17 protein-coding genes are annotated in these 21,488 nt (G+C 35.7%); 7 read left to right on the top strand and 10 right to left on the bottom strand.

Going from position 1 to position 21,488, the window contains the following annotated elements:
* Window positions 1-18: 18 nt before the first annotated feature.
* Together HUW50_RS16400 and HUW50_RS16395 are read right to left on the bottom strand one after the other, a co-directional pair.
* Window positions 19-1,431 carry a Mur ligase family protein gene (locus HUW50_RS16400; protein ID WP_185653047.1) on the bottom strand — a complete coding sequence of 471 codons (1,413 nt, stop codon included), beginning with the start codon at window positions 1,429-1,431 and terminating at the stop codon, window positions 19-21.
* A gap of 25 nt (window positions 1,432-1,456) precedes the next feature.
* Entirely contained in the window at window positions 1,457-4,063 is a 2,607-nt protein-coding gene (locus HUW50_RS16395) for a putative amidoligase domain-containing protein (protein WP_232328962.1), read from the bottom strand.
* 331 nt (window positions 4,064-4,394) lie between these two features.
* Here HUW50_RS16395 and HUW50_RS16390 point away from each other — a divergent pair, with 331 nt between their 5' ends.
* On the top strand, window positions 4,395-5,072 hold the full coding sequence (locus tag HUW50_RS16390; protein ID WP_066325184.1) for a hypothetical protein: 678 nt from the start codon (window positions 4,395-4,397) through the stop codon (window positions 5,070-5,072).
* Window positions 5,073-5,167: 95 nt separating this feature from the next.
* On the opposite strand, the gene speE is transcribed toward HUW50_RS16390, so the two are convergent.
* Window positions 5,168-6,061, bottom strand: a complete 894-nt coding sequence (gene speE, locus HUW50_RS16385) for a polyamine aminopropyltransferase (protein ID WP_083964432.1) — start codon at window positions 6,059-6,061, stop codon at window positions 5,168-5,170.
* 246 nt (window positions 6,062-6,307) lie between these two features.
* Here speE and HUW50_RS16380 point away from each other — a divergent pair, with 246 nt between their 5' ends.
* The 5 genes from HUW50_RS16380 (at window position 6,308) to HUW50_RS16360 (ending at window position 10,294) form a co-directional block, all read left to right on the top strand.
* Window positions 6,308-7,378: a hypothetical protein gene (locus tag HUW50_RS16380; RefSeq protein WP_066325181.1), complete on the top strand. Its 1,071-nt coding sequence runs from the start codon at window positions 6,308-6,310 to the stop codon at window positions 7,376-7,378.
* Window positions 7,379-7,490: 112 nt separating this feature from the next.
* The gene (locus HUW50_RS16375) at window positions 7,491-7,646 is read left to right on the top strand and encodes a hypothetical protein (protein WP_185653046.1); all 156 of its coding nucleotides are present in this window, start codon (window positions 7,491-7,493) and stop codon (window positions 7,644-7,646) included.
* Window positions 7,639-9,000 carry an arsenic transporter gene (locus HUW50_RS16370; RefSeq protein WP_066325178.1) on the top strand — a complete coding sequence of 454 codons (1,362 nt, stop codon included), beginning with the start codon at window positions 7,639-7,641 and terminating at the stop codon, window positions 8,998-9,000. Before HUW50_RS16375 ends, HUW50_RS16370 begins: the two co-directional genes overlap by 8 nt.
* Before the next feature lie 16 nt (window positions 9,001-9,016).
* On the top strand, window positions 9,017-9,691 hold the full coding sequence (locus HUW50_RS16365) for a DUF2642 domain-containing protein (protein WP_066325177.1): 675 nt from the start codon (window positions 9,017-9,019) through the stop codon (window positions 9,689-9,691).
* Window positions 9,692-9,913: 222 nt separating this feature from the next.
* Window positions 9,914-10,294: a hypothetical protein gene (locus HUW50_RS16360; protein ID WP_066325173.1), complete on the top strand. Its 381-nt coding sequence runs from the start codon at window positions 9,914-9,916 to the stop codon at window positions 10,292-10,294.
* A 291-nt stretch (window positions 10,295-10,585) separates the two neighbouring features.
* On the opposite strand, the gene HUW50_RS16355 is transcribed toward HUW50_RS16360, so the two are convergent.
* The 6 genes from HUW50_RS16355 to HUW50_RS16330 all read right to left on the bottom strand — a co-directional run bounded on the left by HUW50_RS16355 (window position 10,586) and on the right by HUW50_RS16330 (window position 18,872).
* A complete protein-coding gene (locus HUW50_RS16355) occupies window positions 10,586-11,275 on the bottom strand; it encodes a pseudouridine synthase (RefSeq protein ID WP_066325170.1) in 690 nt (229 codons plus the stop codon).
* Window positions 11,265-12,512, bottom strand: coding sequence for a PucR family transcriptional regulator (locus HUW50_RS16350; RefSeq protein ID WP_066325167.1), 1,248 nt, complete (start codon window positions 12,510-12,512; stop codon window positions 11,265-11,267). The genes HUW50_RS16355 and HUW50_RS16350 overlap by 11 nt, the downstream gene beginning before the upstream one ends.
* 212 nt (window positions 12,513-12,724) lie before the next feature.
* Window positions 12,725-14,833 (bottom strand): MMPL family transporter, encoded by a 2,109-nt coding sequence (locus HUW50_RS16345; RefSeq protein ID WP_066325164.1) that lies wholly within the window; start codon window positions 14,831-14,833, stop codon window positions 12,725-12,727.
* Between the two features lie 145 nt (window positions 14,834-14,978).
* The gene (locus HUW50_RS16340; protein WP_066325161.1) at window positions 14,979-15,554 is read right to left on the bottom strand and encodes a TetR/AcrR family transcriptional regulator; all 576 of its coding nucleotides are present in this window, start codon (window positions 15,552-15,554) and stop codon (window positions 14,979-14,981) included.
* 417 nt (window positions 15,555-15,971) lie between these two features.
* Window positions 15,972-17,015 (bottom strand): hypothetical protein, encoded by a 1,044-nt coding sequence (locus HUW50_RS16335; protein WP_066325159.1) that lies wholly within the window; start codon window positions 17,013-17,015, stop codon window positions 15,972-15,974.
* Between the two features lie 336 nt (window positions 17,016-17,351).
* A complete protein-coding gene (locus tag HUW50_RS16330) occupies window positions 17,352-18,872 on the bottom strand; it encodes a DHA2 family efflux MFS transporter permease subunit (RefSeq protein ID WP_185653045.1) in 1,521 nt (506 codons plus the stop codon).
* Window positions 18,873-19,197: 325 nt separating this feature from the next.
* Between HUW50_RS16330 and HUW50_RS16325 the strand changes: the two genes are divergently transcribed.
* Window positions 19,198-20,097, top strand: a complete 900-nt coding sequence (locus HUW50_RS16325; RefSeq protein ID WP_066325152.1) for a TetR/AcrR family transcriptional regulator — start codon at window positions 19,198-19,200, stop codon at window positions 20,095-20,097.
* Window positions 20,098-20,187: 90 nt separating this feature from the next.
* Here the strand turns inward: HUW50_RS16325 and HUW50_RS16320 are convergent, their stop codons facing one another.
* Window positions 20,188-21,450, bottom strand: coding sequence for an MFS transporter (locus tag HUW50_RS16320; protein WP_066325150.1), 1,263 nt, complete (start codon window positions 21,448-21,450; stop codon window positions 20,188-20,190).
* Between the last annotated feature and the right edge of the window lie 38 nt (window positions 21,451-21,488).

Here is a 21,488-nt window from a genome sequence, read left to right as displayed (position 1 = left end):
CCATTCTCCCTTGCCCTTTTACTCATCATCATGTTGAATGAGGTTTTTTCTAAGTTTTTTAAAGCTTTCTCGCTTCATCACCCGATAAGTAATTTTTAAAAGAATATTTGTGTCGACTGATAAATATGGCTCTATAAGGTCAAACACCTCGTAACCTGTTTCACAGTAGTGAATCTTGTTTGGATCCATCCCATGCTTAATTGCTCCAAGGCCTATATACTTCGCTTTCTCCCCTACCACGACAAGCATGTCAATATTAGCTTCTACGGCTTTTCTTCCCATTTCTTCATACTGTTCAACTGCATATGGTCCTTTACCAAGCTGTGGCATATAGCCTAAAAGGGCAATTGACTTCTTGTCTTTCGATACATCACTTAACACTTGCAGCCCTGTTGCCATTGAGAGAGGTGCAGAGTTCCACGTATCGTCAATCACTGTACAGCCACCTTTTCCAGCTTTAAATTCTAAATGCTCTTTTACCTGTTCAAAGCTTGCCAACAATTCAATTGCCCGTTCAATCGTAACACCAGCATATGAAACAGCTGCAATCGATGCTAGAGCATTATAAATATTGTGCTCTCCATATCCTGGTACGAAGACATCATACTCATCGTCTAGGTATGCTAATGTAAATATCATGCCATCGTTAGCATATTGAATATTTGTTGCTCGAAAGTCAGAATGCTCACTCTTTCCAAAATAAACTACTCTTTTTAAGTGGTTAACATTCACTACTCTCTTGATATTTTCATCATCAGCATTTAAGATGAGTACTCCATGTTCAGGATCTAAACCATCAACAATTTCTGCCTTTGCCTTCATATATTCTTCAGGTGTTTCACAGTCAGCAAGATGATGCACACCAATATTTAGTAAAATTCTAATTTGTGGTTGAAAATACGTACAGGCTACCTTTAAATAACCTGGATATGCGACAGGCATTTCATAAACTGCAATCTCTGTTTCTTTTTCTAATTTCATTAAATAACGGAGATTAACAGACATAGAATTCATACTCATCCATGTTGCTTTTACGTTAAAATCATATTTTAGAATTTGCCGAATCATTTCTTTTGTTGTAGTTTTCCCACATGTACCTGTTACACCAATGACAGGGATATCAAAAAGCCCGCGATAATAGGTGACAAATTTCCAATAGGCTTCATCTAAATCTTCCGTCTTAATTAAAAAAATGGAATCACCAAGGTCGGTGCATAAATCTGGTCGATCTGTTACAATAACGATTGATTCGTTATTCTTCCAATACTTACCGTTTATTTTTTCATGATCCATATGAAATACCAATGTGTTGTCATCAATTTCCCTTTTTGACACATTCATGACATAGTGGATCACTGGATTCCCATACCCCTGTAGGAACTCAACACCACCGATTTGTAAAAGAATCGTACTTAAAGGTAGATGAATCACCGTAGATCACTCCTCACTTTAAATTTTATTGATCCCTGTAGCCAGCAAGTGAAGCTGCATAATTAAGCAAACGAATGCCAGCAAGAGAGCGCAGTTTATAAGCTCTAATTTGTGAGAATAAGTTGTCTGGCTTTGCGTTGATTTCAAGGAGCTTAATTGAATCATATTGATCAATACATAAATCTACTGCCAGCTCTCCAAAGCTTCCAATTTCCTGTTCCACAGTTGCGACAATCTTTTTGGACACCTTACCTAATTGATTTGTCATATATCGCCGTTCAGTTGGATCTAGATACAAGTTATTCATCACTTTGCTTAACCGCAAGTTCACCTCTAAATCCTCTGTCATCACTTCTTCACTCGTGAGTCGGGTAACCATCCCTGTTCGAAACCAAGTATGCTTTTCATTTTTTTGCATATACACACGAATCTCCAAATTTTTACCATTGTACTTTTTCCGACGAATTCCTTCCTGTATTAGATGTGGAGTTCGTTCAATAAGTGGAGATATAACTTCAAATAACTCATCTTCCCGACTAAATTGTTGCAGTGTTTTCGTATTCAAATGAAACATCAAGATTTCAGTTGGGCGCCTAATAATCCGAATGACTCCTTTACTCATCGAGCCACCTAACACCGGTTTTATATACACTTCCCCATAGCGATCAAGCATCTCTGTTAAATCTGTTAAATGTTCAATTAGACGTGTCTCTGGTAAATATTCTTCATGTTTATCCAATAAAAGTTGATGTGTTTCCCACTTGTTACCTGTCAGTTGAAATAATGCTGGTGGGTTAAGAAACGGGATTTTATAAAGTGTTTGCAGCTTCACTCTAATTTCATCGATATCATAGGTAATATTTGTTTTTCCACGAAATAAAAATCGATCATAAATTACTGCGGGGAAAGGAAAAATCCCTTCACCATCAAGTGTTGTTCCTTTAATAACCTGTTGATCCCAATTGATATCCTTAGGTTCGAATACATAAACAAACATTTGCTTTTCTTTGGCAAGTCTAAATAAATGATGAAAGTACGTGGTTTGCCGATCAAAAGGTCGTGCAGCTAATATCCCAATAATTGGCCCCAGTGTAATGACGCCACCAGCAGATACTAGTTTAGGATTCCAGTCTTTTGGAAGAGTTAATTTTGCGCGCAATGATTTTGAAAGCTGAATCATATTTGAATTGCGGAATGAAAAAGGATACGCATGAATGGTTGCCGGCGACATATTTTTCCCTGCGCAAACAAAGGTTGAATCTCCTTCTTTCAGGTTATACTTTTGCCTGATTTTTTTCGGAATTTGTATAATAAGACCGGTATCATATGTTTGATTCGGAATTGTCAACTCCCAGTTTTGACGCATGTCAGATGCCTCATGAACGCACTTTCCGTTTTCAATAATCTCAAAAAGGTAGACTAATTCACTTTCAAATTTTGAATAACTTGATGTGTTCATAAGTGTTGTTTTTATGTCTGGCCAAAGTGTTTTGAGTATAGGGAGGTTAGCATGGTAATACGCTCGTTGTATTGTCTGGTGGAATAAGAACTCACTTTGCAGCTCATGATGATGGGCAGCTACTAAGTAAGCAAGACATAGAATTGATTTCGTAAGCTTAGGATCCACAAGCCAAGAACTTAAGGATATATATTCAAATCCATATGTTTTTTTACGGAACCGACCTAATCCTCCGTGATTCGTTCTTCTTCTTAGTTTTGCTGTCCTTGGTTCCTCTATCAACGCGAATGGTACAGCAAGATAGTGATCAAGCGCTCGTAATAATGATAATGATGCTGGAATACCAAAATGGAGATGTCCCCCACATTGATAACCTCTAAAAGGCATACTTCCTGCAAGAAATTCAATATTTTCATAGGGGGCCATTTGAGATGCTTTTTCTACAAGATCTTTAACATGAATGTATAACTCCTGCGGGGACTCTCCCTTCTCTGGTCTTATTTCTACTAATGCATATTCCCCACTATCTTTTTCGATCTGTCTTTCATCACAGCCAACATCCCCATCTACTGGAAAGAAGGTTGATGCAGGTAATAACTCATGATCACAACTCAGCATAAATTCAATGTCCGCTCCAATTGAAAAGGGGAGCTTTGGTTCAACAATATCCTCTAAAAACGTCTTATTTGAGGGATTAATATCTAAGACTACGACTGATTCATTTGGTAGAACACCTATCTTTACAAAGCCATGTGTTAGTCCTGTCACATAGAGTGCCCGAATCGCCATTATCTTCCATTCAATTGGGATTGAGCTTTCGTCAACCTCTCTCCACTCCCATCCAAATGATGCGGTTCGAATTGGAATTTCATTGAAGATCGCCTGTTGGACAAAAGCGAGTTCCACCCCTTTTATGAAAAGACCTTCAACTTCCAAGCAGTATTCTGTTTCAATGGGATATAATTTCGTATAAAAGTCATAGCCTTCATCTATCGCTTGTTCCTTTGTATGAATCATTGAAACATCTTTCCCACCATGTTTTCCATACTTTCGACCAATGATCGGATACATACACGTTTTTGGATCTACTAATTCAATGGATGGAACATTGTTTAAATTTAGGATTTGTAGCAATAATTCCTTATCAGATTCGATCCAGAATCTCTCCTTCATCAAATCCACACAAAAAACCTCCAATACTAAAAAATCTAGGAAACTTCTATTATCGTTCCAGTACGCTTTACAGACCTTTACACTCTGTTTAAAGAAAGAAATTTGTTTCCGCTCATACTAGACAAAAGTAGTTTTTATATACTATGACACTCTTAATAATTTTCCAGTATGTTTACCCTAGAGCTATCGCCCTTTTAAGCTAAATGCTCACACTATTAGCATGGCAACAATATTTACTTTAAAATCGTTTGTTATAGTTCACATTATTCAACATTTTTGCATTTGTTAGTATAGGTGGAATATAGACATTAATACGTAAGGAGCATTCATCATGCCATTGAAATACATTCAACAAAACTATGTAAAATACAATAAAGGGAATGGGTATATCTGTTGTCTTTCCGATGCCTTACATGCCACACCACCAGCTGCAGATGTATTTACCGACAACATTGTTGAAGGCATTATGGAAAGAACAGGGTGTCCAGGCATTATTAGTACCGTTTCGAGAAAGCTAGCAGATTTGAATCGGAGTCCAAATGGTGATAATGATTTAGCCATAAAAGAATATAGGCATGCCCTAAAAGATATTTTGGAATTTCTGAACATTGTCGATTATGATCAACAACATCTCACACATCCATTCCTACATGTATCATTTCATGGGATGAAGGATGACCATTATGGTCCATACGGTGTGGAAATTGGAACTGTTCGCGGGCGCTCCTGTTCGGTAGAAATAAAAAATTGGTTTGAAGAAACACTTACGAAAAAAGCAAAACAATTGTTACCTAACATCAACCTTATCTTTGATCAAAAATTTGTTGGGAATGAGTCTATTACCTATCATAGACTTGGAGATGGAAATCGTTATCAAGGGTTTGGTTCCCACTTTCACACCTTTCAAATTGAACTATCCCGAACAATGCGGAAAGAGTACCGACCTCAATTAATCGATATCTTTTCAGAAATAATAATCGACTTCCAGACTACATGTGTGAGTAAGTAAGGACTGGGGATATGGATTAAAAAAGTAAAAAAATAAGTAGCCTAATGGCTACCTAACTTCTTTTTTAGGATTCCATCTTAAATCATAGAATCCCCCTAATTCGATTCTAATATCTCCTTCACATAATTAGGTAAAACGAATGAAGCATAAACAATCTCAGAGTTAATATATTTTGTGTCCTCAGCTTTTAGTCTAGATAAATCGGCATCTAAAGGATCGAATTTTTTTGATGCAATTGTAAAGCTCCACAATCCACATGGGAAGAGGGGAATTGTCACCAAATAGGTCCTAACGATTGGAAATAGTTCACATAATGAATGGTACGTTTTTCGTAGAGTCGAGGTGTTATAAAAAGGAGATCCAGACTGAAATACTGCAACACCTTCATCAGTAAGGCACTCAAATACATCCTTGTAAAATCCTTGGTTAAACAATTTTGCTGCTGGACCAACTGGATCTGAACGATCAATCATTAATACATCATAGTTACCTTTGTTTTCTTGTATCCAATCCACTCCATCCTTATGGATCATACTGAAGCGCTTATCACTATCATAATGGGAGGATGGCGTTAACCAAGTTCTACATACATCTGTCACTTGCTGATCAATTTCAACTACACTGATCTTTTCAATTCCTGAATACTTCATTGCCTCACGAGCAGGACCACAGTCCCCTCCTCCTATCATCCCAACAACTTTCGGATCGGGGTGAGTAATGATTGGGATATGGCTAATCATTTCATTATAGATAAAGCCTTCCTTAGATGAAACTTGTGGAACTCCATCTAAAACTAGCATTCTCCCAAAGCCCTTCGTATCGACAATGCTAATTTCTTGGAATGGAGATACTTCATGATGCAGTAATGAGTTTACTTTATAGTCTGTTTTAATTCTTGCCCTGGCCACATAATTTGAGATCCAGAGTTCTTCATCTTCCCACTTGTATTCTTTTAATGCATGTTCCTCTAACGTAGCTATCACCTCCATTTGATTCTCTTTTCTTATTAAATTATGAGAACTTATCCATACTTGCTATCCACATATAGCACAAAAAATGATAATTAGACTGATTGCCTGAATTTTTAACCATATGATGAAGAATAGGTTAAATGTCCTTGAGTCGTTAATGGATTTTTGCGGAATAGGGTACTAGTTTAATACCAAAGAGACCCCCACCACATATACTTACATTACAAACATAATTATAGTGAAAATGATAGGGAGGAAAAATCTATGAGTAATAAAAATAATTTGTCATATTTATTATCATTAATAGGTCGAAAAGTTCGCACATATAAAGGGGGACCTGAATCAAGGGAAGGTATATTACTTCAGGTAAAATCTGATTTTATTGCCCTTTTAACTGACAATAACGAAGTCGTCTATTATCAAACAATGCATCTAAAGAGTGTTGTAGAAGATACAAAAGCAAACTTTCAATCTACGACAGAAGCGGACACGAAACCTAAGGTCCTTAAATCTGAGTCTTTTAAAGACATGCTAGGTCAATTGAAGTCCCAAAATGTTCAAATTGATCGAGGTGGTCCTGAAAGTCTAAAAGGTAAGTTATTAGATGTATACGATGACTTTTTAACATTACAAACAGAAAAAGATGGTGTTGTCTTTTATCAAATCCATCACATTAAGAGTATTAGTGTTGATAATGGTCCATCAAAAGAAAATTCAAACCTAAGTTTACCTAAAGTAACTGCAAAAGTCTTTGCTGATTTGTTAAAAGGATTCCAACACAGCTGGGTAACAATTAACCGTGGCGGACCAGAAAGTGTTGAAGGTGTATTAGCTGATATAACAAGTGATTATGTAACAGTCATTCATCATGAAAAAGTTTTTCGTATCACGAATTACCACATTCGTAACATAAGCCATGGATCAAAACATGATCAAAAGAAACAACAGGAAAGCGAAAATAACGAGAACAACGAGGATAACAAGGACAATCAAAATAATCAGAACGAAGAATCCACTAATGAAAAAGATAAGAACCAAGAAAATGATACAAAACAAGAAAAAGATAATAACACTGAGCAAACAAGTAAACAAGAATCAAAACAATCTAACAAAGAAAAAAGCTCTAACAAATCGAGCAGCAAAAATTCTGCAAAAAATAGTGAAAAAGAAGCGAAACAAACGGACGATAGTCAATCTGTTCAAATGAACACAGACGTTAGTAAAAGTAACGAAGAAAAGTCTAATAAGAAAAAGGCCATTTACGATATGCTTATGTCTCAAGTCTCTGCAAACCTTGAGGAAGCATTAAAAAAGGCAAAAAATCTTAGTAACTAGCAGAGCGTATCATTATGCATTTTTTTGTTATTTGTGAAAATCACTGTTATTCATAGCCGTACAAATAATAAGCTGTGCGGCTTTCTAAAAAGAAATGGAAGAGGGTGATGAAATGCTGATAACACTCTTTTTTATTCTAGCTGGTTCTCTATTCTACACGATTTTATGTCCACCTAGACAAGAAAAGGAAACGATGGTTAGAAATCAAAAATTAGATATAAAAGGTAATGATTCTCCCTTAACAAGAGGAGCGAAACAACATGTTTGATTTTCAAGCTATGTTTATGTTGATGCTCTTTGTATTAACAGTCTCTTTTATTGTGTGGAAACCCCGAGGAATTAGTGAAACAGTACCAACTTCGATTTGTGCTTTTATCGTCCTATTAGTAGGGATTGTTCCTCTTTCTGATGTAAAAGAAATTTTTAATATTGTTAGCGGAGCATCTATTACTATAATATCTACAATTGTCATGTCAATTGTTTTAGAAAGTGTTGGATTTTTCAAATGGGTTGCTCACAATCTAGTAAAAAAATCCCGTGGCTCAGGGATCATTCTATATGTCTACATCTTAACACTATGTTATTTAACCACTTTATTTTTTAATAATGATGGCAGCATATTAATTACAACCCCCATTATTATACGAATTGTCACACTTTTAAGGTTAAAGCCACATCAACAAATTCCGTATCTACTATCTGGTGCTTTAATTGCAACGGCATCAAGTGCACCCATTGCGGTAAGTAATATTGCAAATTTAATTGCCCTTAAAATTGTTGGTCTTGATTTAAACAGCTATGTTGCTATGATGTTTGTCCCCTCTATGATAGGTATTGTGGCAATCTCACTTTTACTTTATCTGTATTACAGAAAGGATATACCGAAGAAAATCCCTTCGTTTAACCTTCCCTTTGGGATTCACTCTCAAAATAACATTCTTCTTGAACATCCATTAGCTGACAAGGGTAATCCCTTACATGACATTGACTGGTCAACATTTCGTATCTGTATCATCGTAGTGGTATTAATTAGAGGGGGATTTTTTGCCCTTACTCCGTTCGGTGTACCACTTGAGATAATAGCCATTGTCGGTGCTTTGTTACTAATCTATATCCGCTGGCAAAGGCAAGGAATCGGTGGTATGGATATTTTGACAAAAACACCGTGGCATGTATTATTATTTGCGTTTAGTATGTACATTTTAGTGTATGGTCTCCATAACGTTGGAGCAACAACATTAATTGTTGATTCGTTAAAAGAATATATGATTACAAATCGGTTTAACACAATCATGATCTCAGGAGTATTACTAACAGTCCTTTCAAATCTTTTTAATAACTTACCTGCTGTCATGATCGGCACGTTATCGTTTGTTGAAATGGGTTTAGATACACACACCTTACAGCTTGCCTATTTAGCTAATATTATCGGTAGTGATATAGGAGCACTTATCTCTCCAATGGGGACATTAGCAACACTTATTTGGATGTTTATTTTGCGTAAAAACAAGATTCAGATCTCCTGGGGACAATATGTTAAGGTGACAATCCTTGTTATCCCAATCGGTTTAATCATTACATTACTTGCTTTATATCTCTGGACAGAATGGCTATATTATTAGAAAAGGAGGAGGCTATATGAACAATTTCAAGGTATACATTGGCAAAAACATCTGCGTGGAAATTCCAGGACAAATCCATACAAGAGGATTACTAGTAGATACTGGTACAGATCTGATTGTTCTATTCAATGGAAAAGACTTTATCTATATTCCTATCGCTCACATCCACCTCTTATATTTAGATGAAGAAAATTATGAATCAATCGAGTTTCCAGAAGAATTACCATTAGAAACTGAATCAGATACATTATCCGTAAGAAAAATATTAAATAATTCTAAAGGCATGTTTTCTGAAATTGTCGTCGCGAATAATCAAGCAATTCACGGGTATGTCACGAATATCATGAATGATTATTTTGTTTTCTATTCACCCGTTTTTCATACGATGTACATTTCATTGCAGCATTTAAAATGGCTAATTCCATATAACAGCAACCAAGTCCCTTATGCATTAGAAAGATCTACATTTACTAGCTACCCTTCAACTCTCTCCCTAGCACGGTCCCTTGATGCCCAAATTAAAAAAATGTTTGGTAACATTGTTATTTTCGACTTAGGTGAAAATGTTCGGAAAATTGGTCAGCTCCGCAGCTTTCAAAACAATATGTTAGAATTGGTGACTGCTAGGGAAGAAGTAACTTATGTAAATGCTCGACATGTGAAATCAGTCCACCTACCTAACAAGGGTTAGACTAAAACATCATTAATACCCCGGCACATGTCAAATTGGGGTATTTAGTGTGGAAGAAGGATGGACAAGGCCTTAATTTCTAAAAAATTAGATCTCTGCTAGATGTTTAGAGCAGTGGTCTAATTCTTGATTAACGTCATACGAAAGTATCGAATATCCAAATTGAATAATTATCTATTATTTTGTACATATTAAAGGTAAAAACTTTAGGGAGCTATATGCATGTTAAATAATACCAACAATAATGATATAGAATTCATGGAAAAACGAATGAGGATTGCTAATATTACGAAGGATCCCTTATTACAGATCGAAATGTTCGAAAATGAATCGGCGAAAGAAAGATTATTGCAGACTGTTTCTGTTGCTCAAGAGACCTTTCTATATACTAGAGATACAATTGAAATTCACAGCTCTGACCTAAATCTCCTTTTTAGAGCCATCTTGCACTTAACACGATTAACAAAAGATGACCTCTCTGATCTTGAATATTGTTATGTTTTAAGTAATTTAGACCATGTAACAAATAAGCTATTAAAATCTTGTGAAGAAATGAAAAAACACTCTGATACACCTATGGTACGAAATAAAAGTAAATATTAACAAAAGCGTAAGCGCCCGTTTAACGACGAGAAACAAGAGCACTCCGTATGAGATAAAGCGAGACTTCCATCAGTGGGTTATCTGATGGATAGCGAGACTTATCGGACCTTTACGGGCAGTTATTATCATTTACTGCCCGTTAAGGTGGGGCAAAGGAAACACGAGGTGCACGAGCGTTCGATGTTGACTTAGCGTATAAGGAGTGTGAAGTTCACTTCTGCTTTAGCGCTGGAGCTGGATGTCAAAGTGTTACCCATAGTTTTAATAATTACCTAATTTTTGAAAACAGTGTTACTGTAACTTTCCTTTTAATTGAAAAAGTTCTTCTTGAGTAAGCTCTCTCCATTTCCCTCTCGGCAAATTATCCAGTGCTATATTCATAATTCGAATCCGCTCAAGTTTGATGACTTTATATCCGAAAACCTTAGACATTCTCCGAATTTGCCGATTAAGGCCTTGCGTCAAAGTGATCCTAAAGATGTTGTCGCTTATTCTAGTTACTTTACAAGGCTTTGTTTTTACACCAAGAATTTCAACCCCGTTTGCCATCCCATCAATAAACGAGTTACTAAAAGGCTTGTCCACTGTGACAACATATTCTTTCTCATGATTATTTTCTGATCTCATTATTTTATTTACAATATCTCCGTCGTTTGTTAAAAGAATCAGACCTTCTGAAGCTTTGTCTAAACGACCAATCGGAAAAATACGTTCTGGATAATTGATAAAATCGATAATATTTCCTTCAATATGCTTTGCGGCAGTACAAGTGATTCCCGCCGGTTTATTTAATACAAGATAAACTAGTTCCCCATTGCTACCCAATGGTTTCCCATCGATTAACACAAGATCCCCTTCCTCAACTGTAGCACCTGCTACACAAATCACACCATTTATCATAATTCGTTGTGACTCAATCAATCGATCTGTTTCTCTCCTTGAACAAAAACCTGTCTCACTGATGTATTTATTAATTCTCAAGATGCTTAATCCCTTTCATTAGCATTAGATCAAGATAAAGCTGGCATTTTTGATTAAAGTCTGAAAAATCAATCGTTGTGAGCTCCGTTATCTGTCTTATTCGATAGTTCAATGTATTAGGATGGATAAACATTTGTTCTGCAGTAGGTTTAAGTTTACAGTTATTAACCAAAAAGTATTCAAGTGTTTTTAGTAATTCTGTTTGGCTTTCCCTATCTTTTGCTTTTAACAATTGTAAATTCTTATTTAAATAATTACATTTCTTGTTTTTATAGTTGATCACATCAAGATAACGGAATATCCCTAATTTGTCATATTCGTATGGCACATTTTCCTGTGTTCCTAGCTTTTCTGCAATATCAACAACTTCAAGTGCTTCCTCATAGCTAGAATAAAGCGAGCCTAACTGCTGATATTCATTACCAATTCCAATATAAATATTTGAATAGCGTTTCTCATCAAAATTCGTTAATAAATTTTCAACGATTTGGAGCCCTGCTTCGATTGGAGAATATTTAAGTGAATAGCAGCCGACGATAATCACGATACTAGACTGATAAATTACAACATGACTCGTATTGTCCTTTAAATTTAGGTAGGATCTAATCGTTTCTTTTAATTCTTCAACAAGCTCTTCTTCTGCATTTATCGCATTAACAACCATGATACTGAATATAGAAGGTAAGATGATGTCTAGCTGTGCTGCTTCCCATCTAAGCTCTTTCTCGCTTTTATATCCATTATTAATCGCTTTTCTAAATAAATGTTCAATCGCTTCTTCTTTTTGCTGCTTGATTTTATTCCTTTTATGTATGATTTTCCCAACATGAAAAGAAACGTCATATAAAAACTCCATTTCTTCGTCAGTTAAATTCTCATCAATTTCTTGTACCCAAATATACCCCATGATCGTTTCTTTAAATTTAGCACTTACAACAACACGTTGGTTTAAACCAATTTCTGTCATTTCCTTAATTCGAAAAGGTGTTGGAATTGTTTTAAGCTGATCTATTACTCCTGTCTCAACAAATTTTTCAAAAATATTTAGCGGGCATTTTTTTGAAAAAATCGTTTGCTGATTCGCTAAATCAAAGTGATCTACATAATAGGAATTGTATGCTAATAGGAAAAAATGATCACTTTCTAGTATGACTGGCTTTTTTAAGCTATTACTAATATGATCAATGATTTCATTTATATCAGATAAAGAGAAAATTCTTTCTAATAATTCGTTCATACACACACTATCTCCTACACGGTTTTATCCTTATCATACTTTGCAATTCGTTGAATGTATAGTTGGTTTGTTAGGAAATCTTCAGAGACTTTTCGACCTTTACCGTGAACTTATGGTACCTTTTGGTTTACTGCTACAAGCTTGTAAAAAAGGGCAGTATTATTTAATATAATACTACCCTTTAGAACCATAAGTTTATTTGTATTAAAACCTTACACGTTTTTACTCACTTCTTTATCTTTTTCAAATAATACAAGCAAGCTTGGTAATAAAACCCCTCTTATTAAAAACGTATCTAATAAAATCCCAACTGCAACAATAAAGCCAAATACGAATAAAATTTCAATCGGTTGTGTCATCAAGACAGCAAATGTTGATGCAAGAAGAATTCCAGCAGATGAAATGACACCACCTGTTGATGAAACAGCTATTTCTACTGATTTCTGCACAGAATGCTTTCTTCTTTCTTCCATAAATCTTGAAATTAAAATAATATTATAATCAATTCCAAGTGCTACTAAGAAAACGAATGAATAAAGCGGTACTCTGTTACTGATCGAATCAATATCAAAGAACAAACTAGTTAAGAACATTCCTAACCCAAGTGCAGCCAAAAAGGATAGTAATATGGTTCCCATCATATATAATGGCATTTTAATTGATTTCGTTAGAAAAATTAACATGATAAAGATTAAAATGGTCTCTAGTAAGACGATGACTACAAGATCTCGATTATTTACTGATCGATCATCTACTTGTGTAGCTGTTTCTCCAGCGAAATATAGCTTCCCTTCAAGATGACTCTCTGTTAACAGATGTTCAGATTCATCAATCATGGTCACTAATGCATCCATCGTTTTAGTTGAATAAGGATTTTCTTCAAAAGTTAGACTATATTTAATGACTTTTTTATCGTCAGTGCTATCATCTATTCGAACATTACTAACAAGTGATTGAGCAGATAGCTGATTTAACAATTCCTTTTGTTCTTCAGCAGAGACCGCTTTTTGTGATTCAAGCAAAACAGTTGTCGGTGCTAAATCACCTTTTTCAAACTTGTCTTCTAAAATTTCAAAGCCTTGGCGAGAAGGCATATCTTCTGGAAATGACTTCAATGTATCAAACTGATAGTTCAATTGAAACATATTACTTGCAGATACTAAAAGAATGAAACCAACAACTATTGCCGATCCAATTGGTTTTTTTACAACAATTTGACCAATTTTACCCCAAAATGAACTTTTTGCAACCTTTTCAGCCCCTACTTTTGGTACTTTAGGCCAAAATGATTTTCTGCCGAAAAGAGTAAATAGGGCAGGTACCAATGTTATCGATGCTAACATAATAACAACCATTGTCGTTCCAAACGTTGGAGCAAAATTTCGATAATCACCAAATTCAGCAAAGAATAATACGAGCATTGCAGCTAAAACTGTTCCACCCGAATAGAAAACTGGTATTCCGGTTTCTCTCATTGCCGATTTCATTGCCAAATATTTATTTTCATGATCTTTTAACTCCTCACGAAAACGTGAGAAAACAAACAATGAATAATCAATGACGGCAGCAAATAACAAAATACTCATAATTGACAAGGTTTGTTTATCCATAACCAATCCAGCCTTACCCATTAATCCAAGAGTTTGGTTTACTACCTCATATACAATAGCTGCAGCTATTAATGGTATTAATGCTAATAATGGTGAGCGATAAATAACGATTAATAAAACTAAAATAATTCCTACTGTTGATAAAATCAGAACTACGTCTGCTCTAGAAAAGAGATCTAAGGTATTAACAGCGATCCCTGCTGGTCCAGTAATATACAATGTTAAATCTGTCGATGCTTCAGATATTTCTTGAATTTTTTCTTGAGCTTCTTTCATTTCCGTTGTGTCGAGTGATGATTCAAACGTTAATGGTATGACAGCTGTGGTTCCATCCTCTGAAAAGAACCCAGCAGCAGCCTGTGGCGGTAACTCACTTAAAGGAATAATTTCTTTTACACCTTCAATATCTTCCTCTTCCACTTTTGCTAATAATTCTGTCAACTCGGTTATTTCGATCTTGTTTTCTTTGTTTTGGAACACTAACAACGCTGGAAGCCCATCATTATCCTTAAAATAGTGATCAACTTTATTTTGTGCAATTACAGATTTTGCATCATCAGGTAGTGAATTGATGCCTGACACTTCATAATCCTTAGCACTCGGTGCAAGTCCTGCTAATAACAAAGTTATTACTAACCAAGCACCTAGTGTTAGCCACATCCCCTTTCTTGTTGAAACAAAATCGGTTATATAATTAATTACTTTTTTCATCTTTCTTTCCTCCTTTTTTAAGTACTTAAATGCTCGCCGTTTTGGTATACATACAACTTAAAAGTGACAGTAGTGTCACTTTAGTTAAAAATAAAATGACACTACTGTCACCTTTAATTATCATTAAGAATGATGCAAGTGTCAATTATCTAGGTGTGAACATTCCATGACTAATAATATGCTTAATCGATTCCACCCATTCATTGTATGGCACTCCGAAATGGTTCGGAATGGCGATCGTTTGAAATATAAAACCTAATACCAATCCGTCTGGTATTGCTTGTTTTAAGACGTTTTCTTTTCTTCCGAGTTCAACAAATGCTTGTAAATGGTGATACATATCCAGATGATGTTTTTCTAAATGATTGATATTTGCTCTTACCTTTTCATTTGATTCTTTTGGAATTTGTTGAGCAATCCCTATTAGGTGCTGAACTTCACTATGACTAAATATGAGATTTAACAGGAAGTCAAATTGTGCTTCAAAACCTTTAACATCCTTAATTTGTTCTAGTTCTAATAAAAATTGTTGCATTTCATAAATCATAAAATCTGTTATTAATTCATCTTTATTCTCATAGTATTTATACAAAGTCCCTCGAGCTACATGTAAACGATCAGCAAGGAGACTAAATGTAAAACCTTCATAGCCAATATCAAGAAGTAGTTCTTTTGTAGCTTTGAATAAATCCTCTGTCGAAAATTTCCGCTCGCGTGCCATATGTTCACCTCAATATCTATTATCATACTACTACTTTGCGATGAAATGAACCTCAAGAATTAATATGCTATTAGAAAGTAAGTTGTGGCTTCTAGATAATTATGTATTACTTCTTATGTTTGTTTGACGAAACTTAGGCTCACTCAGATTGAACTTACATGGATTAACGCCACGTTTACGATGCTTTAAACATAATTGGGCAGGTTACCCTACCCAATTATAACTACCGTATTTCTCAGACTCTGAAACTAATGTAAAGCGCTTATTTATATGCTGAGGTTTATCGATTCCAGTTATATTTTGTAATTCTTCGAGATTTTTCCCTTGATTTATTGACTTTTCCTTCTTTTATATTCAATGAATTTCCTCTTATGCTCTCACAAATTCATCAAACTCATCTAATGAACAAGCTCTATACTATTTGGCCACAATATTGGGATTGGCCAATATAATTTTCTCGGTTATCTCCCATAACCTAGGTAAAAACTTCATAACATCTTCAGCACGACGAATGATGTCTGCAGTCGAGGTGATACCAAGGTCTGCGACGATTGCTGCAAATGCTGGATAGTGTGCGCGGCGTAGCTCAGGTGTAGCATCTGCCGCTAAGATCTTGTGACAGCGTGCAAAGGTTGCAACGATCCAAAAGACAGCTTCCCTATGGTTACCAGCACGGATGAGTTCACGGCAACCATCAATTGCAATCGGTCTTGCTTTCGCGGTTATGTCTGTACTGAAAAAGAACGGTGTCTTCGCAACACTAGCAGTATCGTCAAAGGTTTGTGCAAGCTCATCAAGATGCTGTTCGACGCGCTCGGGAGTTAGATGTGCAAAACCAAGTAATTTTAGCAGATCTTCGTAAAGACTGTCATAACCGTATTCCATAAGCATCTCGCGAGCAGCAAGATAGCGAAGCCGAACGGTTGGATTTCTGAGTGCGGCTACGAGGAGGACGTGAGTAGTCACACCACCCGGAAAGATCAAAGACATTATCTGATCATGCAATGGTGCTGAGATATCAATTGCCCTTAGTCCGTTTTCTACCCTCTGTCGGGCATTCTCACACCTTCGTCGTACCCACATCTCTTCAGCAAAATGACGAGACACCTGTTTTTGTAGTCTGCTCAGACATCCGGTATGATCGGAAATAATCGTGTCGACTCGGAAGCTGCCTGCAAGGTGATAGGATGTTAGGACCTCTTCTACAGAAGCTAACTGTTTCCAAGTCAAATACGTGGCCTCAACCAGTGCATCGCGATAGATAAACTTCCCAAGCTTAGGTGGAGGCTCCGAATGTGCAGTGACAATGATTACGTCGACATCAGAACCCACCGATAACTCTTCCTCATCAGGCAATCCAACCGTCGATCCGCTGAAATAAGCCCCAAGAAATTCATTCATCTGACTTGCTTGCTGCATGACCCACTCAACAGCTGCAGCTCGAGCTGAACCTACTTTCATGTGCACCATCCCCTTCACATCGTATAGATTAGTAGTTTAACACCATATAAGAGTGGCCTGTTCTAAGAAATGTTTTTCTTTTCGAAAGTCTGTTAATAGGATGAACATTTAAAGGATATCTACTTGGTTAAACTGTATTACATTTACATTTTATCGGAATTTACCTTATAGGCACAATATACTTATAGCGAAAAACAGTCTTTATTTTTTAAACTTGTTAATTTTTTAATTCTAGAAAAAAAGCCAAAAACCACTAGATAAAAGCTCCAATGTTTTTTGGCCAGTCTATATATGTTTCGTAAATTAAAATATTATAAACTATAAATACGCGTGAGCTTACACAGCTGAACCTACTTTTTCATAAGAAGATTTTTGTTCATTTAGATCTTCAGCTGGTTTTGCTCGCTTAATAAAGAAAGAGAGAATCAGTGCTACTGCTGCAATAAATGCTGCGATAAAGAATGCAAAATTAATACCTTCTAACATGGCTTGGATAGCAATTTGTTGTTGCATGTCAGCAAGTGCAGCTTTTGTTGGTTCGCCAACGATATTTTTTGTTGCATCAACTGCTAACTCTGTTGTAGTTGATTCTGTACGATTAGACATGATTGTAACCAATAACGCTGTTCCAATCGCTCCAGAAACCTGGTTTAACGTATTGTTCATGGCAGTACCATGCGGATAAAAACGTGCTGGTAATTGATTTAAGCCATTTGTTGAGACAGGCATCATAACCATTGACATTCCGAACATTCTAACAGCATGCAAGATCATTAGGTACGTGTATGTCGTATCTAGTGATAATGTACTAAAAAAATATGTCGTTACTGTTGTAATACTTAAACCAATAATTGATAATACACGTCCACCAAATTTATCAAATAATCTTCCAGTAATCGGTGACATGAGGGCCATCGCAAGCGCTCCTGGCAGCATCATTAGTCCAGCATCAAATGGAGATATGCCACGAATTGTTTGGACATAAATTGGTAAAAGCAGCATACCTGAAAACATCGCCATATTTAAGACCATCGTAATTGATGAAGATAAAGCAAACATTGGATATTTAAAGATACTGAAGTTAAGCATTGGTCGTTCTAATTTTGTTTGACGTACGATAAACGATAGTAATGAAATAATCCCAACGATAATTGTTAAGTAAACTTGAGGACTAGCCCACCCTTTACTTCCAGCGGAACTAAAACCATAGAGGATACCACCAAAACCTATGCTTGATAATAAAAGTGAAAATATATCTAGACGGATATCGACTTTTTCCTTTTTATCTTTAAGTAAGAAAAAACCAATTAAAAGAACGATAATCGCAATTGGCGTGACAAAGTGGAAGAGCATTCTCCAGTCATAATGCTCGATAATCCAGCCTGATAAAGTCGGACCAATTGCTGGTGCCGCCATCAAAATCAAGCCAAAAACCCCCATCGCTGCTCCCCTTTTTTCTACCGGAAAGCTAACTAGCATAACATTCATTAAGAGCGGCATCATAATGGCCGAACCAGAAGCTTGTAGCATTCTACCTGCTAATAATATAGGAAATATTTCTGCAATCCCTGCGATAAGTGTTCCAATCGTAAACAATCCCATTGCAGCTATGAAAAGATGTCGAACAGAATATTTTTGAATTAAGTATGCAGTTGTTGGAATCATAATTCCATTTACTAACATAAAACCTGTCGTTAACCATTGGACAGTCGCTGTTTCAATATCTAAATCGATCATAATTGATGGTAAAGCAATATTTAGTAATGTATTGTTTAAAAATGCAATAAACGCACCTATCATCAAGACAGCAAGGATGCCGTATTTTGGACGATCAGGCTTATTTATGGAATGATCCATCGTTGTTCCCCCTCTATACTTCGAGTTCATTATTTTGTACTGTCATTTTACACAGACAATATCATATACCAATAGTTCAATTAATGCAATGATAATTTATTCCTTTATTTAAGGGGTTTGTTTAAAATTAAAAAGTGAGGTACGATGATTTTTATACTAGCAGTATAATAATGTATCTTATTAAAGCAAACTAGAAGGAAGAAGAAAATATCGACATTTTTTAAAGGGATGGGTATTGTGGTTTTTTAGGCCATAGAAGCGTCATTTGGTGTCTTTATACAGAAGTCAATTGAGCCTATAATAAATAAGAAGGTAGGTGATATATATGAACGATCGGAAACAGCATGTAATAAAAATGTCGCATCAATTATTTATTGACAAAGGTTTTCAAGCCACATCTATTCAAGATATATTGGACTACAGTGGTATTTCAAAAGGTACATTTTATAATTATTTTTCATCTAAAAGTGAATTATTAATCGCTTTATTTAAAGCCATTTATAAGAAGATGGAACAAGACCGGAATGAGCTACTTATTGGCCAAGATCCTACTTCAATTGAAATCTTCATAAAGCAAATTGAATTACAAATGAACACAAATAAAAAAAATAAATTGATTGCGCTTTTTGAAGAAGTCCTTGTCTCCAACGACCCAGAGCTCAAACAATTTATTAAAATGGGGCAATTAAAAAATCTTCAGTGGATATACAAGCGTTTCTTAGAAATCTTTGGTGAAAATAAACGAAAATATTTATTAGATTGTGCAATAATGTTCATGGGAATTTTGCATCATAACGTAAAGTATTATGTCATGGCACATGGTTCAAACTCCAGCATGCATCAAGTAGTCTCATATAGTGTTGAAAGAGTTGCGAACATCGTCAATGAAGTGGCAGCATCTGGAGAGCAACTAATCAAACCTGAGACTTTAGAGAACTGGATTCCAGAAAACAACAGAACCGACCAGGCACTTCAACAAAAGATTTCTGAAACGATATTAACTTTGAAAAAAAGTCTATACTTACATGAAGGACAGGCAAATTACAACGAGTTAATAGACTTTATCCAAGATGAACTATTACACTCAAAGAAACCTCGAAAATTTCTGATTGAAACTAGCCTGTTACCACTAAAAAATGTTCAGGATACTATAGTAAAGGAACTAGTTGAAAAGCTTGCTCAACTAGTTGCTAATTACTTTTCTATTTTAAAAGAAATAGAGTAAAGAGATTTGTTTTCTATAGATACTGTTATTATTTCCCTTTTATTTTTCAAAAAGGCTCAGTTACCATGCTGAGCCTTTTTGAACTCATATTCACCCTTTACTATCAAGAGAGGGAACCTTTAAAACAGGCTTTCCTGTTTCTATTAATACTTTGTTCCTGCCTAAGAAAAAAGAAAGTATTAAGATTAGTAATCCTGTTCCTATCAGTAACCATTCAATTTTCATTATATCCGCGATTGGACCGAAAATGAGCATCCCAATCGGCATCATTGAAGTAGAAATCATCCCAAATACACCAAAAATCCGTCCTAGATAATTCTCATCTATTTTCTCCTGTAATAATACAGTTGTTGGCGTATTAAAAATAGGCATCGCAAGTCCAAATACGGCCATAAATATTAAATACATCCAAAAGATAGGAACAATACCTAGTGCAAATGTACAAGCACCCATTAAAAGACTTGCAAATGTCATCGTATGAACCTTATTTTGAAAACCTCCCCAAGACGCGATTATTCCTCCACCAGCCATCATGCCAATTGAAAAAGCAATTTCGATTGCTGTTAGTCGCCAAACATCATCTCCAAAGCTACGGGTAACCTGCAGTGGTGTTAAAAATGCAGCAGGTGCCATTAAGACAAAGAAAATGGCAAAAAACAGAAAGAACGTCTTTAGAAAATCATGTTTATTAATATATATTACGCCTTGTTTAAAGTCGTTGAAATAGCTAGTTGTTAGTTTTTCGGATGCCTTCTCATGCAGAGGAATTTGAAAAAATGCAAGTAGCGTGAAAATTGCAATCACCGCAGTAATGACATCGATAAAGAGAATTATTTCGATGGAAGCCATTGACAATAGTGCCGCGCTAACCATTGGAGCCACGAACATAATGATTGCTTGCAGACTTCCATTAGTACCATTTACTTTCGTCAGCCTATCCTTTGGCACGATTTGCGGTAAAATAGCACCGACCGCTGGGGTTTGAATTCCTGTCCCGATTGCACGAATAGCAGCCATGACAAAAAGTAACCAAGTCGCATCATACCCCATTAAAAATACAATTGCGAGTATCAATGTCGCAAGCGCAATTAGTGCATCTGATAAAATAATCAAGATTTTTCGATTGTAGCGATCCGCCCATACCCCTGCTATAGGGGATAAAATAAAGGTTGGAATGAAGCCACAAATGATAAACAACGTCATCATCACACCTGACTCCGTAGTTAGCGTTACATACCACATAATCGCATATTGAACTAAGGCCGAACCAAAAAGTGAGATCGTCTGACTACTTAAAAAGAGAATAATATTCTTTTTCCAATTTCCCATTGCATGTTCATTTACTGAGTTCATATTTTCACGACCCTTTTTATTCATATTAAATTGTTTGA

Origin of the sequence: Metabacillus sp. KUDC1714, assembly GCF_014217835.1 — a bacterium.
Lineage (GTDB): Bacteria > Bacillota > Bacilli > Bacillales > Bacillaceae > Metabacillus > Metabacillus rhizosphaerae.
This window is presented reverse-complemented; position numbering and strand designations above follow the sequence as displayed.

Excerpts from the sequence above, each read along its gene's own strand:
- HUW50_RS16395 (WP_232328962.1), bottom strand. The coding sequence starts at position 4,063 with ATGAAGGAGAGATTCTGGATCGAATCTGATAAGGAATTATTGCTACAA.
- HUW50_RS16390 (WP_066325184.1), top strand. The coding sequence starts at position 4,395 with ATGCCATTGAAATACATTCAACAAAACTATGTAAAATACAATAAAGGG.
- speE (WP_083964432.1), bottom strand. The coding sequence starts at position 6,061 with ATGGAGGTGATAGCTACGTTAGAGGAACATGCATTAAAAGAATACAAG.
- HUW50_RS16380 (WP_066325181.1), top strand. The coding sequence starts at position 6,308 with ATGAGTAATAAAAATAATTTGTCATATTTATTATCATTAATAGGTCGA.
- HUW50_RS16375 (WP_185653046.1), top strand. The coding sequence starts at position 7,491 with ATGCTGATAACACTCTTTTTTATTCTAGCTGGTTCTCTATTCTACACG.
- HUW50_RS16370 (WP_066325178.1), top strand. The coding sequence starts at position 7,639 with ATGTTTGATTTTCAAGCTATGTTTATGTTGATGCTCTTTGTATTAACA.
- HUW50_RS16365 (WP_066325177.1), top strand. The coding sequence starts at position 9,017 with ATGAACAATTTCAAGGTATACATTGGCAAAAACATCTGCGTGGAAATT.
- HUW50_RS16360 (WP_066325173.1), top strand. The coding sequence starts at position 9,914 with ATGTTAAATAATACCAACAATAATGATATAGAATTCATGGAAAAACGA.
- HUW50_RS16350 (WP_066325167.1), bottom strand. The coding sequence starts at position 12,512 with ATGAACGAATTATTAGAAAGAATTTTCTCTTTATCTGATATAAATGAA.
- HUW50_RS16345 (WP_066325164.1), bottom strand. The coding sequence starts at position 14,833 with ATGAAAAAAGTAATTAATTATATAACCGATTTTGTTTCAACAAGAAAG.
- HUW50_RS16340 (WP_066325161.1), bottom strand. The coding sequence starts at position 15,554 with ATGGCACGCGAGCGGAAATTTTCGACAGAGGATTTATTCAAAGCTACA.
- HUW50_RS16335 (WP_066325159.1), bottom strand. The coding sequence starts at position 17,015 with ATGAAAGTAGGTTCAGCTCGAGCTGCAGCTGTTGAGTGGGTCATGCAG.
- HUW50_RS16330 (WP_185653045.1), bottom strand. The coding sequence starts at position 18,872 with ATGGATCATTCCATAAATAAGCCTGATCGTCCAAAATACGGCATCCTT.
- HUW50_RS16325 (WP_066325152.1), top strand. The coding sequence starts at position 19,198 with ATGAACGATCGGAAACAGCATGTAATAAAAATGTCGCATCAATTATTT.
- HUW50_RS16320 (WP_066325150.1), bottom strand. The coding sequence starts at position 21,450 with ATGAACTCAGTAAATGAACATGCAATGGGAAATTGGAAAAAGAATATT.